Raw genomic sequence first — 13,095 nt, 5'->3', positions numbered from 1 at the left:
TATTTGCTATGCGTCAAAGCTTACAAGTTTAAATATGTTGTTGCCCAATCTAAAAGACAAATCTGTAAACAAATCGATGTTTCTGGTTTGTTTTTTGCTTATGGTCTTTTCATGCGGAACCAGTAAAAAAGCTAGTGTCCCTCTAAAACCAAAAGTTAGCAACACCATTGTTTTTTTGAATTATAAGTTGAAAAAACTGCCTAATGGAAATAAGGAGGTAGAATTTATAAGCAAAAAGGTGACCGAAGGAATATTAAAAAAGGGGGTTGCCGAGGCAACGAATAATCCAGAAAATTTGGTGTGTATTCAGTACAATAAAAACGGTAAGGCATTGAACAAGACGATTATTGAAAATCCACTTCGTAAATCTCTAGAGTTTATTGACGATGAAATGCGTTTAAAAACAAAAGTTTTAGATTTGAAAGAAGCTGATTTTTCCGTGAGGATGCAACTTGATCCCAAGGCTAAGTATGTTTTAATGAAGAATTTTTTAGAAGACATAACTCTAATAAAAACCAAAATTAATCCGTGATGAAAGGTATCTTTTTTGGAGTTTTTCTGTTTATAAATGTATTTCGGGGTTACACCCAAAGCTTTCAAGTTACCCCGATAAAAGTAGCCGGACCAGATAACGAGCGCATTAATTTGGTGATTTTAGGTGAGGGTTATCAAAGCACTGAGTTGCCCGACTTTTTAGCCGATGCAACAACGTTTAGCAATAACATGTTCAGTCAAAGTCCTTTTAAGGAGTATGCCGATTATTTTAATGTGTACGCCATAGAAGTGCCTTCAAACGAAAGTGGTGCCGATCACCCTGCAACGGCCACAGATGTTGATGAAACAGGTAGCAGCCCATATTTTGTTGACACTTATTTTGATGCCACATTTGATGCTTTTGGGTATCATCGATATCTTTATTACGGGATAGATTATGCCGATGCCGCCAGTGCTGAAATGAAAATACGGTCGGTTTTGGCTGATAACTTCCCAACTTACGACCAAGCTTTAATTTTGGTAAATACGCCAACATATGGAGGAACGGGAGGTGAGTTTCCTATCGCATCAACCCATGCAAGTTCTAGTGAAATTGCGATACATGAGTTGGGACATTCCATGTTCCATTTAAAGGATGAATATTTGGTGCCCGATGTATATTATGCCGAGGCAATAAACATGACACAAGAAACCGATGCCAATATCGTGAAATGGAAAAATTGGTTGGGAATTAACGGTGTTGGCCTTTACGCGTATGGTACATCGGGGACACCAGCTACATGGTACAAACCAAGAAGAGGTGAATGTAAAATGGAAGTTTTAAACAAACCTTTTTGTGCAGTATGTAGAGAAGGAATGGTTGAAAAGATACACGAATTAATATCGCCGTTGAGGTCTTTTTCACCGAGCAGTTCGATTACTAATGACCCGACAAGTTTTCCTATGCAATTCGAAATTGATTTGCTGAAACCTAGTCCAAATACTTTAGAAAGTGCATGGACTTTAAACAGTACAAATATTGTTAACAACATAGATGCCGTTTCAATTGAAGAAGCAAATTTTATAGAGGGTGAAAACATGCTTACTGTCGCAGTTCATGATAATAGTCCGTTTTTAAAAGTAGACCATCATGAAACCATACACGTTTATTCTATAACTTGGACTATTAATTATTCAACATTAGGAATTGAAGATATTAAAAGCTCTGTTAATGATTTGAGCATAGACATGTATCCCAACCCAGCAAATAGCATAGTGAACTTTAAATTTAAGAACACAAACAACTTCAATTTAAATGTAGCTATTGTTAGCATAGAAGGTAAACAGCTAAAACGCTTTTCTGTTTCAAATCAAAGCAGCCAAAAAGTTGATATCAGCGAATTAAAAACAGGCGTATATCTTGCCAATTTTTATGTTGATGATGTTTTGCTAGTCACCAAAAAAATAATAAAAAACTAATTATTTTTTTGGTGGCATAGAGGGCCGCACTTCTACTTTGCTAGGCAGTGTACGTGGGTGCATTTTTAATAAATCTACCGTTAATTCGCCAATGTCTTCAATTTGTATTTTCCAGTCGTCGTTTTCACCGGGTGTATGATTGTTAAAATAAGTAGATACCGAACCAGGCATTATAGTGCTTACTTTTACACCATGATGTCTTAAATCGAGCATTACAGCTTGCGTAAAGCCTGTGAGTCCAAATTTACTGGCATTGTAAGCCGAACCATTTGTAAAGAAGTTGGTGCCTGCCAAACTTGAAATGGTAATAAAATAGCCTTTCGATTTTTTTAAAGCATCAACCGTAGACTTGATCGTGTAAAATACCCCAGTAAGATTAGTGTCTATGGTTTCGTGCCATTGTTCTAACGTTAAATCTTCGATGCTTCCATAATGTCCTAAACCAGCATTGGCTACTACAATATCTAAATTATCAAATTGCGCTAAAACTTGTTTTACTGCGTTTTGTTGGCTTTCAAAATCTCTTACGTCAGCTTTAATGCCTATAGCTTTTGCTTTTGTTGTACTTGTATTTAATGTGTCGGCTGCTTTTTGGGCCGCAGACTCACTCCTACTGGTTACGGCAACGTTAACGCCTTCTGCTAATAGAGCTTTGGCAATACCAAAACCTATACCTTTAGAGCCTCCAGTAATTAAGGCTACTTTATTTTTTATATCGTTCATGATCTTTCTTTTTCGTAAAACTACAAAATGAAAAAAAGACTAAAGCATTTAAAATGTTATGATAATTATAAAATATGGTTGATTATCTTTTTTTTATGATATAACGTTTGTTTTCGTCATGCTGAACTTGTTTCAGCATCCCATGGTGCGTGTGTTACTATTTTATAAGGAAACCCTTGAAACAAGTCAAATGGTGACAAGTAATCTTGTGAAAGATTATAGGCTTTCGTAAATATTAGAACTATTTCATAGGCGGGTATTCTGAAAGCACTTTTTTTGCAACAGCACGAAATATTTCTTCCCGTTTTTCGGGAGTGGCATTCAGGTTAAAGCCAAATTCACTTACGGCTTGCCAAAAGAGTTGCTTTTTGTTTTCATCAACAAAATCGATGGTTATTTGTCGGTTTATGTTGCTTTGCCCAACGGGAATACCAATTGAAATACCACCACCAACATTGCGGCCACTACCACCTAAACCCACGCCAACAGAACTACGTTGCGAATTTTGGTATTCAACACTTTTAATATCGATAAAGAAATCTGGGTGTTCCGAAATTGAAAAGCCTTTTGCTATCATTTGGGCATCAATGGCGTCCAAAAGGCGTTTGGTGTCGAGTTCATTCAATCCCGTTTCCATATCACCATAGTATTGATAGGTTTTGTAATTACTGAACATGGCCTGTTTGTCGTAATCGTAATTAACGCGAATAGGGGCACAAGCTACCAAAAGTAGGGCTAAAAGGGCCGTATATAGAAATTTCATAGCGGTAGTTTTATGGTAAATTTAATCAAAAATTATTCCAATGCTGTTATTAAGTTCGGGTTTGCGCTAAGGATTGAAATGGAAAGCCCACAGTGACCCGATAGCTATCGGGGAAGCGGGGACTTGCAATGAAAAGCCCGACCCTTGCGGTAGCGCCCAAATAAAAAATTAATAGTTGTATTTATCTTTCCAACGTTGTTTTAAAAATTCGCGATGTGCATTTTCGCGCGCATTGTTTCCAGGTTCGTAAAGTTTGGTGTTTTTAATGGCGTCTGGCATAAACTCTTGGGTGGCAAAATTATTTTCGTAGTTATGGGCGTATTTGTAATTATCGCCATAGCCTAGTTCTTTCATGAGTTTGGTAGGGGCGTTTCTAATATCTAATGGGACACTTAAATCGCCTGTTTGTTTTACTAGTTGTTGTGCGTTGCCAATAGCTTGGTAAGCGGCGTTGCTTTTTGGCGAGCAGGCCAAATATGTGGCACATTGGCTTAAAATAATTCTAGATTCTGGATAGCCTATGGTGCTAACGGCCTGAAACGTGTTGTTGGCAATAACCAAAGCAGTTGGGTTGGCATTGCCGATGTCTTCACTGGCCGATATGAGCAGGCGCCGTGCAATGAATTTAACATCTTCGCCACCTTCAATCATTCGTGCGAGCCAATACACGGCTGCATTGGGGTCGCTACCACGAATGGATTTTATAAAAGCCGATATAATGTCGTAGTGCTGTTCTCCGGTTTTGTCGTAGCGTACCGTGTTGTTTTGAACACGCTGTAGGACGGTATCATCGGTAATAACTACCTTTTTAGTATCGAAAGAATTGACGATCAATTCAAAAATATTCAGCAATTTACGGGCATCGCCTCCAGACAGTTTTATGAGTGCGTTAGTTTCTTTTAGGGTAATGTTTTTTTTAGAAAGGAACTCATCTTTTTCAATGGCTCGATGTAACAACTGTTCTAAATCGGCTTTTTCAAAAGCATTTAATATATAAACTTGACAGCGTGAAAGCAACGCAGAAATCACCTCAAAACTGGGGTTTTCGGTAGTGGCGCCAATTAGTGTAATCCAACCCTTTTCAACGGCTTGCAGCAGCGAGTCTTGTTGCGATTTACTAAACCTATGAATTTCATCGATGAATAAAATAGGGTTTTTGGTAGTAAACAAACCGCCGCTTTTTTTGGCTTTTTCAATAATATCTCTTACATCTTTAACTCCAGAATTTATAGCACTAAGCGTATAAAACGGGCGTTTGGATTCTGTAGCGATAATATTGGCCAACGTGGTTTTTCCTATGCCCGGAGGACCCCAGAAAATCATGGACGGAATGAGCCCTTGTTTTATGTGCAGTGTTAATGCGCCACCTTGTCCAACCAAATGGGTCTGGCTCACGTAATCGTCTAATGTTTTTGGGCGTAATCGTTCAGCTAAGGGCTCGTTTGCGTTCATAAGTGTAAAATTAAAGTAATTTTTTTAAGTTTTTGGGCGTGCCCCCAATAAAAATCGGGGATGGGCTTTACGCTACAATCTTTTTATTCGTACCTCATAAAAAGGATTTCCGCTCCAATCCCTCACGCGGTACAAACTGCCAATTTAGCATATAACAAAAGTTGGATTACAATTTGCTATCTTTAGTTTTATGAAATCACACGAACAATTCAAATTTTCAACAGGCGTCATTGCTTACCCTATTTTTTTTGTGCTGATTATTTGGTTGGTGTTCTGGTTTGAGGTTCGCTTTGGTTATAATTTTAGTAAATATGGTATTTACCCACAAACTTTAAAGGGCTTACGTGGTATTGTACTAAGTCCTTTTATTCATGGTGACATTCAGCATATTTACCATAATACGATACCTCTGTTTGTGCTTTCTGCCGCTTTATTTTATTTCTATCGGCCAATTGCTTGGAAAGTATTGTTTTATGGAATCCTATTATCGGGGTTGTTAACGTGGTGTGTTGGGCGTTCATCGTATCATATTGGAGCCAGCGGACTCATCTATGTATTGGTGAGCTTTACCTTTTTTAAGGGCGTGTTTGCTAAGCATTTTCGACTTATTGCTTTATCGCTCTTAGTTGTTTTTCTCTACGGAAGTATGATTTGGTATACCATGCCTATTAAAGAAGGTATATCTTGGGAAGGCCATTTAGCAGGTTTAATTACGGGTTTTTTATTTGCATTAATTTTTAAAAAACAAATAGCCAAACCCAAAAAATATGAATGGGAGGAAGATACTTATGATGAAGACGACGATCCTTTTCTAAAGCATTTTGATGAAGAGGGAAATTTTATAGAAACCAAAGAGGTTGATAAAGAGCCGCTTAAAATAAAGTATGATTTTAAGGAAAACGATACTAATTAGCGACGTTGCCTAAGGGCCTCATATAAAAAAGCCCCACAAGCCACCGATACATTCAACGATTCAATATCGCCCATTAATGGTAGTTTTGCTTTGGCGTCAACTACTTTTAATGTTGAGGGGTTAATACCTCTGCCTTCAGAGCCCATTATAATGGCACAGGGTTCGGTAAATGAAACATCATAAATGGTGTCATTGGTTTTTTCGGTTGCAGCTATAACTTTTACTCCAGAAGCCTGCATGTAAAAAACAGCATCTTTAATGTGGTCTACTTTACAAATAGGAACATTAAAAATAGCCCCTGCACTTGTTTTTATGGTGTCGCCATTAATTGGTGCTGCTCCTTTTTTTTGAATAATTATACCATCCACACCAGTACATTCAGCAGTTCTTATTATGGCTCCAAAATTTCGAACATCACTTAGTTGATCTAATAATAAAAACAATGGTGTTTTGCCCGATTCCATAACTTGTAAAATCAGTTCTTCCATGTTATGGAAAGCAATTGGCGATATTTGCGCCACGGCACCTTGGTGGTTGCCTTTGGTTAACTTATTAAGCTTTTCAACAGGAACATAGGATTTGTTTATGCCTTTTTTGTTTATTAGTGACTCAAGTTCACTAAATAAGTCACTTTTTAAACCTTTTTGAAGAAAAACTTTATCAATAGTCTCTCCAGCATTAATAGCTTCAATTATAGCTCTTGTTCCAAAAATTTGTGTTAGCTTTTGCATGGTGTAAAGGTATAAAAAAACCACTCTCTAAAGAGTGGTTTTTTTATAGTTTAAAAAGTAAAATTACTAGTTAAAAAGACTTGTGTTAGTTTTGGAAAACAACCGTTCCAGAATCTGAATCTGTTACAGTATAATCGCTTCCAGAAATTGTTAGTATATACTTTACTAAATAAGCATCAGAGTTTCCGTCCTGCTGACCACCATCTTCTGTATTCCAAACGTTTGATAAGTCAACATTTTCGAGAGCTACCCCAGGTTTTGCAAAAGTAACCATTGCAGGTATGTTTTGTTTGCTTGCTGGAGGCACTCCAGTAGCTTCCCAAAAACTAGGCACTAACCAATAGTCACCATCAGGTAAGTCTCCTGGTGATAATCTGATTTCTTCAGGACAGCTACTATAGCTAGCGGCTAACAAATCGTTAAAATCAGCTGAATAAATCTCTAAATCTAAATCGTAGTCACAAAAATGGTGTTCGCCACCTCCATCATCGAAGTAGGTACCATCCCAATCCATCTTGAAGACAAAATCGTCAGAAGTTGAGTTTTCAATAGTCAATGAAACGGTTGGGGTTCCCAAAACTTCATATAAATCAGGAACAGCAGCAGGCGTAATTTCTAATTCTACAGATTCAGGATCTTCTACGATTATATCATCATTAATGTTAACTTCCATGGTGGTAGAAGTTTGATAAGCTGGTACTACAGCAGAGCCCACGGAAAAGTCGTTAGCGGAAGCTGAGCCACCTACTTGTGTAGCGATAAATGTTGTTGTTGTTTTTATCGGTTTATCCATGTTAATGGTAATAGTAACAGTAGGTGAATCACTTTCACTGATACTAGATGAAGATATGGTTGCCGTAACAACTGGTTTGGCACTTTGGTCAATCACTGGGTCCACATCATAATCGTCACAACCATAAGCAACACCTATAAGTAAAACAAAAAGTAATATATTTTTAATTTTTTTCATTTCGTTAATTTTTAAAGTTAAACTTATTGTCTTACATAGGTTGAGGTCCATGAGCCAGCCCAATTGCCTGTAAAAGTTTGTCTGTGTTGCATGGTAAGTATACCGTTTTCAGCATCCCATGTGCCACCAAGAATAGTACCTAAATCCAAGAAACCATATTCCAAATCATCAGTGGGTATGATTTCGCCACATAATTCTACTATATTTGCAAAATTGTTTAATCCACCGTTTGCGGTGCAACTATAACCTAAGAAACCTCCATCTCCAATTCCGAGAAACCAAGAGCCATCTGCATTTTGAGTAATGGTTGTCATTGTACCAATGCTACCATTATCACAACCGTCATTGGTTACTAGATAGGTTCCTGATAAATCAGCAAAACACTGATAAATAATCGTTAAGGTAGTAGATTTTCCGCTAGAAATAACATTTGTACCATTAGCATCGGTGAATTCAAGTGTTAATTCAGGTGCAACGGCCAGAGGAGGTTCTATGCCATCAGTAATAATACTAACTGGAATAGTTCCAATATAATTATTTGCTTTCGTTAATGTTAATGAAGTTGAGTTAAGGGTGTAATGAACACCTTCAACAGCTGTTGTATTGGCTGCATCAACCGCAATAGTAAGAGCAACGTCTTCAGAAAACCCGACTAGTGTAGGGCCTTGGAGTTCAATATTTACATTAGCTGTAACGATGTTACCATCAGCTACGGCACTTACTGTCTGGTTTAAATTAGAAAAACTAGTAAAGTTTGGTCCATCGTTAAATGAATCTGCTAGATTTGTATCATCGAGCAAACATGAAGTAACAGATAACCCCATAACAATAAGTAATGTAATGGATTTGATTATATTTTTCATATTGATATATTTTTAAATTATTATTATTACTGCATCCAAAATGTATGCCTGTCAAATGCGGCACTAGATGTTTGAGAGGGTACATTGTCTGGGTTCGTAGCCGTTTCAGTTTCTGGGTACAATAAATTTGAAGGGAAAGTAGTATTACGAGCACCTTGTGGAATCGGAATGTCAGACGGGAAATTTGTTCTAACACGATCCATCCATACTTCAAAACCAGAAATAAATCCTAAAGCCACCCACTTTTGGGTTATAATAGCTTCAATCTCTTTACCTTCGGCTACTGCTAAATCCCATCCAACTAGTGGGCTGAACCCGCCAGCTTCATATGCGGCGGCAGCTGTTGCAGCGTCTTCAACACCTAATTCAGCAAAAGAAGCAGCAATTCCTGCTCTGTAAAGGGCTCCGGCGTCACCAGATATGTAACCTCTTTGAGCGGCTTCGGCCTGAAGGAATAATGATTCTGAGCCAGCCATAACAAATAATTGTTGGTCACTTCCTTTCAAAAGGCCTGGACCCAATTGTGATGTAGCGGTTGTTCTATAATCATTAGTATAAACGTTTTGTGGTACACCGCGAAACTCACCATCACTTTCAGCTGGTTCAAAAAGTCTTGATAGTCTATCATCACTGTTATCCTTTAAAAAGTTTACATAAAATTCATTTCCACGAGTAGCTTCATTGTTTCTTGCAGGTGCACCACCCCCCGGAATTAAACCAAATACGGTGTAGAAAGGATTTTGTTTTTCATTATTATCTGAATATCCAGGATTAATGGACGCAGTACCGTTTAAGAAGCCAATACCGTTATTGTCTATCTCGTTAAACTTTGCCGATAAATTTTCACCAGTATTTACTTGTCGCAACAACATCCTTAATTTTAAGGTGTTGGCAAATTGCTGCCAACGCAACATATTACCTTGAAACATGGCATCATTTTCTAGTGGGTCAAAAGTCCCATTGGGAGCATCATCAATCATGTTTATGGCAACGTTTAGCTCATTATAAATGGCATTGTAAACGTCTTGGTCATCATCATAAGCTGGCTCTGTAAGACTACCTCTTCCAAAGGCTTCCGTATATGGAATGTCACCATAAGTATCAACGAGCATAGCAAAATGGAAGGATTTCATGATTTTTGCAATGGCTTTATAATAGTCCCATGTGTCTCCTTCAAAGTTCTCAATTATGTCATAATTCATTAAGGTAAGCGTGTATGTATTATTCCATATTCTCTGATAGGTCGTGTTGATAATCAAATATTGTTGTTCAGGTTCATACCATACTCGGTCACCTGAATCTGAAATTACCCCTGCATGAATACCTCCAATTAAGTTAAAAGAATCCCCAGATCCATTAAGTACGTCAGCATTCCAAAGCATGTCAGCAGAGTTTTTTAGAGCTGCTGGTAATAATAAGTCTGGAGTACCAGAGGATGGACTTGCAGAACTTTGATTTACATCTAAGTAACTCTCACTACACGATACGGAAAGCATCAATATCGATAGCAGAATAAGATTTTTTATATTTTTCATTTTCAATTTTTTTAAAATTTAACATTTAACTTAAATCCGTAAGTTCCTGTTGGAGGACCTTGTGAAGAAGACCCAATACCAGTAATACCATTTTGAACTTGGGTGTTATTGGTAGCTCCAATTCCAATATTTTGACCAGCTCCAGAATTCACTGAAAATTCAGGATCTGTATAAATATTTTCAGCTGCTCTCCACATAATCAAGTTATTTGCTACAAACCCAATTGTAATTCCTTCAAAAGGTGTTTTGGATAAGAATTTTTCTGGTAGGGTGTAGTCTAATGCTATTTCTCTAATTTTAATAGCGGTTGCATCTACAACGTAGTTTTCTTTTATTTCGTTATAGGATGTTTGCCAAAAGTTTCTTGTACCATCGGTTGTTGGTCTGTCAGTATTTTCAACATATACAGGGTTTTCAGCTGTTCCAGTATTATAAACCGAATTAGGAAAGATAAATGGTTGTCTGTTTGTCGAAACACTATTTTTGGTTAAGCCTGCAAATTCCAAAGCTTCAACCAAAGTACTGTAAAATACATGGCCAGTTTTATAATCTGCCACAGCCCTTAACGAAAGTCCTTTGTAGGCTAGCTTAGTAGTTACACCTGCAATGATATCAGGTACTGTGCTACCTAGATTAATCAATTCTGAACTTGGAGCAGGGTTACCATTGGCTTCAACAATAATTCTTCCTTGAGGGTCTCTATTATAACCTGGAGCGAATAACGATGGGTAAGGGTCACCAACCTTTGCGAAAATGGTGGCGGTATTTTGGAACCCTAAGCCTACCTGTAATCTATCAGGCCCTCCTAAGTCAACAACCTCTGATTCGTTTTTCGTGAAAGTGAATCCAACATCCCATTTGAAATTTTCAGTTTGTATTGGAACAACGTTTAAATCTATTTCAATCCCTTTGTTAGTTATTTCTCCAAGGTTAGTAAGATATGAACTTGCTCCTGAAGCACGAGAAATACCTACGGAGTTAATTTGATCAGTAGAGGATACATCATAGTAATTGGCATCAAGTGTAATCCTGCTTTTAAAGAACTCTGCTCTAAAACCGGCTTCTATTGACTCCGGAAATTCTGGGCTTAAATTAGGATCAACAGCAGCTGTAGTTGCTCTCAATCCAGCAGTGCCCATAGGAAATCCAGTTGGTACAATGAAGTTTTCATTGGCCTGCCCAATACCAGCATCATTACCTACCAAAGCATAACTGGCATTTAACTTTAAGAAGTTAAGAACATTTCCTTTAAGTCCTTCTATAGCATCGGTAGCAATTAAAGAAATACCGGCACTATAATAATCATAAGTATTATTTTGCACTGGAAGCGTAGATGATGTATCCTGCCTCCATGCTCCTGTTAGGAATAAATAATCCCTAAAACCAAAAGTAACATCCCCTAGATAAGAATATAATCTTTTTCTTGAGTTTGTTTGAGGAGAAGCAAAGTTAGTTGAGTTGAACCCTAGTTCACCAGTTCTTACGCCTACATTAAATATTTCATTAGTAAACAGATTGTTTCCAACAATATTTATTTGATTACTTCTAAATTCTTCTAAATGCGTTCCAAGAATGACCCTTAAACTAAAGTCATCTGATAGTTGCCCTTCTATATTAACCAATAAATCTGAGTTTAACCTAAAGTTACTTCCCATACCACTTAAAACGGCATTGACTTCATCACTTGGTCTTGTATAAGATGTTGGTTGATAGGTATATGCTTCCTGAGTATTTTTGGTTTCTCTATTAAACCACGTTCCACCTAAATTGTAAGTAGCAGATACCCAATCGTTAAAAGTATATTTTAAATTAGCTATAGCTTGAATACGATTCGTGTAATTGATATCTCTATTTTGATCTACAATTTGATATGGATTCTTAAAGTACGCATTGAAATACGTTTCTGGAGTTGAATACAACTCATTTCTCCAGTCTCTGTAATCACTTAATTTATAGTGAGCAGGTGTATTTAACAAGATTCTATAAAAGCTACCGTCAGTAGGACTGGGCCCAGCTACATTTGCTTTATCTTGGAATAAAGAAACTGAGGCACCAGTTTCTAATTTACCATATTTTCGAGTAGCATTAAACCTGAAATTATCCCTCCAATATTTGTCTCCTGGTGTTATACCAGTTTTATCTACACGTTGCGCTGAAAAGAAATAGGTAGAGTTTTCATCTCCACCACTTAAAGAAATGCCATTTTGGGTAGTGATACCAGTATCAAAGAAGCTTTCTCTTCCTTTTCTAACTGGGGCATATGGCAACATTTGAAAAGTACCATCTGCTAAAACCGGCCCAACTTGTCTTAAAGTTCCGTCATATCTTGGTCCCCAACTTTCATTTTCATCGGGCGTGTAATTAAAGTTGTTACTCGAACCACTACCGTATTGACTTTGAGTTTCAGGGAAAAATTTGAGAATTTCAAAAGTAACGGCAGAATTAACGGAAACACTTAATTTTCCATTGTTTTTACCTCTTTTGGTCGTAATAATTAAAGCACCATTTGCACCTTGTGAACCATATAAGGTTACAGAAGAAGCTCCTTTAAGGATATTTACAGATTCAATATCATTAGGGTTGATGTCTCCCAGGGCTGTATCTGCCTGAGGGATACCATCGATAACAATTAAGGCATCATTATTTCCAGATAAAGATGAATTCGCTCTAAGCCTTACAGTGGAATTGGGTTTTACACCATTATCACTAAAGTTAATATTTAGACCAGAAGATTTACCAACCAATGCTGATACGGGATCTACGGGTGCAGCTTGAACCAAAGCATCTTGCTCGATTACGGTTGTGGCATAAGCCAACTCCTTAGGTTTACGTTTGATACCCAACGCTGTAACTATAACCTCTTCTAATGCCTGAGCGTCTTCTTGAAGAACAACATTAATTGTATTTGAGGCTCCTACCGGGATTTCTTTGGTAGTATACCCAACAAAGCTAAAAACCAAGACAGAACCTTGGGAAGCCTTTATTGAATAATTACCATCAAAATCTGAAGACGTACCTGTTGTAGTACCTTTGATTAAGACAGTTGCTCCAGGTAGGGGAAGGCCAGAACCATCCGAAACTGTACCTGAAATTGTCTTTTCCTGTGCAAAAGTTAATTGCACAACAAACGCTAGTAATAGCGTTAGAATTCCACTAAACTTTGTTTTCATTTTATAATTATTTGAATTAGTC

Annotated in this window: 11 protein-coding genes; 3 read left to right on the top strand and 8 right to left on the bottom strand. The window is 37.4% G+C overall.

Features of this window, described 5'->3' with window-relative positions; translation table 11 throughout:
- The first annotated feature begins 34 nt into the window (after window positions 1-34).
- Both GSB9_01704 and GSB9_01703 read left to right on the top strand, forming a co-directional pair.
- Complete coding sequence (locus GSB9_01704; GenBank protein ID UKM65142.2) at window positions 35-532, top strand: hypothetical protein; 498 nt, start codon at window positions 35-37, stop codon at window positions 530-532.
- Complete coding sequence (locus GSB9_01703) at window positions 532-1,953, top strand: M64 family metallo-endopeptidase (GenBank protein ID UKM65141.1); 1,422 nt, start codon at window positions 532-534, stop codon at window positions 1,951-1,953. Before GSB9_01704 ends, GSB9_01703 begins: the two co-directional genes overlap by 1 nt.
- Here GSB9_01703 and GSB9_01702 read toward each other — a convergent pair whose 3' ends face one another.
- The 3 genes from GSB9_01702 to GSB9_01700 form a co-directional block, all read right to left on the bottom strand.
- Window positions 1,954-2,676 (bottom strand): SDR family oxidoreductase, encoded by a 723-nt coding sequence (locus GSB9_01702; protein ID UKM65140.1) that lies wholly within the window; start codon window positions 2,674-2,676, stop codon window positions 1,954-1,956. It lies immediately after the preceding gene.
- Window positions 2,677-2,917: 241 nt separating this feature from the next.
- Window positions 2,918-3,439, bottom strand: coding sequence for a DUF4136 domain-containing protein (locus tag GSB9_01701; GenBank protein UKM65139.1), 522 nt, complete (start codon window positions 3,437-3,439; stop codon window positions 2,918-2,920).
- Between the two features lie 168 nt (window positions 3,440-3,607).
- Complete coding sequence (locus GSB9_01700; protein UKM65138.1) at window positions 3,608-4,891, bottom strand: replication-associated recombination protein A; 1,284 nt, start codon at window positions 4,889-4,891, stop codon at window positions 3,608-3,610.
- 190 nt (window positions 4,892-5,081) lie between these two features.
- Here GSB9_01700 and GSB9_01699 point away from each other — a divergent pair, with 190 nt between their 5' ends.
- The gene (locus tag GSB9_01699) at window positions 5,082-5,804 is read left to right on the top strand and encodes a rhomboid family intramembrane serine protease (protein ID UKM65137.1); all 723 of its coding nucleotides are present in this window, start codon (window positions 5,082-5,084) and stop codon (window positions 5,802-5,804) included.
- On the opposite strand, the gene rlmB is transcribed toward GSB9_01699, so the two are convergent.
- The 5 genes from rlmB to GSB9_01694 all read right to left on the bottom strand — a co-directional run bounded on the left by rlmB (window position 5,801) and on the right by GSB9_01694 (window position 13,073).
- A complete protein-coding gene (gene rlmB / locus GSB9_01698; GenBank protein UKM65136.2) occupies window positions 5,801-6,535 on the bottom strand; it encodes a 23S rRNA (guanosine(2251)-2'-O)-methyltransferase RlmB in 735 nt (244 codons plus the stop codon). The genes GSB9_01699 and rlmB overlap by 4 nt on opposite strands.
- 85 nt (window positions 6,536-6,620) lie before the next feature.
- A complete protein-coding gene (locus GSB9_01697) occupies window positions 6,621-7,505 on the bottom strand; it encodes a hypothetical protein (protein ID UKM65135.1) in 885 nt (294 codons plus the stop codon).
- A gap of 23 nt (window positions 7,506-7,528) precedes the next feature.
- Window positions 7,529-8,368 (bottom strand): hypothetical protein, encoded by an 840-nt coding sequence (locus tag GSB9_01696; protein UKM65134.1) that lies wholly within the window; start codon window positions 8,366-8,368, stop codon window positions 7,529-7,531.
- A 26-nt stretch (window positions 8,369-8,394) separates the two neighbouring features.
- Window positions 8,395-9,903, bottom strand: a complete 1,509-nt coding sequence (locus GSB9_01695) for a SusD/RagB family nutrient-binding outer membrane lipoprotein (protein ID UKM65133.1) — start codon at window positions 9,901-9,903, stop codon at window positions 8,395-8,397.
- Between the two features lie 11 nt (window positions 9,904-9,914).
- On the bottom strand, window positions 9,915-13,073 hold the full coding sequence (locus GSB9_01694) for a SusC/RagA family TonB-linked outer membrane protein (protein UKM65132.1): 3,159 nt from the start codon (window positions 13,071-13,073) through the stop codon (window positions 9,915-9,917).
- Between the last annotated feature and the right edge of the window lie 22 nt (window positions 13,074-13,095).

The organism is Flavobacteriaceae bacterium GSB9 (assembly GCA_022749295.1).
Taxonomy (GTDB): Bacteria; Bacteroidota; Bacteroidia; order Flavobacteriales; family Flavobacteriaceae; genus Flavisericum.
Note: the sequence above shows the minus strand (reverse complement) of the source record. Positions and strands in the feature narration are given on the sequence as shown.

What these genes read in the sequence shown, in the direction of transcription:
- GSB9_01704 (UKM65142.2), top strand. Translation starts at nt 35, where the DNA reads ATGTTGTTGCCCAATCTAAAAGACAAATCTGTAAACAAATCGATGTTT.
- GSB9_01703 (UKM65141.1), top strand. Translation starts at nt 532, where the DNA reads ATGAAAGGTATCTTTTTTGGAGTTTTTCTGTTTATAAATGTATTTCGG.
- GSB9_01702 (UKM65140.1), bottom strand. Translation starts at nt 2,676, where the DNA reads ATGAACGATATAAAAAATAAAGTAGCCTTAATTACTGGAGGCTCTAAA.
- GSB9_01701 (UKM65139.1), bottom strand. Translation starts at nt 3,439, where the DNA reads ATGAAATTTCTATATACGGCCCTTTTAGCCCTACTTTTGGTAGCTTGT.
- GSB9_01700 (UKM65138.1), bottom strand. Translation starts at nt 4,891, where the DNA reads ATGAACGCAAACGAGCCCTTAGCTGAACGATTACGCCCAAAAACATTA.
- GSB9_01699 (UKM65137.1), top strand. Translation starts at nt 5,082, where the DNA reads ATGAAATCACACGAACAATTCAAATTTTCAACAGGCGTCATTGCTTAC.
- rlmB (UKM65136.2), bottom strand. Translation starts at nt 6,535, where the DNA reads ATGCAAAAGCTAACACAAATTTTTGGAACAAGAGCTATAATTGAAGCT.
- GSB9_01697 (UKM65135.1), bottom strand. Translation starts at nt 7,505, where the DNA reads ATGAAAAAAATTAAAAATATATTACTTTTTGTTTTACTTATAGGTGTT.
- GSB9_01696 (UKM65134.1), bottom strand. Translation starts at nt 8,368, where the DNA reads ATGAAAAATATAATCAAATCCATTACATTACTTATTGTTATGGGGTTA.
- GSB9_01695 (UKM65133.1), bottom strand. Translation starts at nt 9,903, where the DNA reads ATGAAAAATATAAAAAATCTTATTCTGCTATCGATATTGATGCTTTCC.
- GSB9_01694 (UKM65132.1), bottom strand. Translation starts at nt 13,073, where the DNA reads ATGAAAACAAAGTTTAGTGGAATTCTAACGCTATTACTAGCGTTTGTT.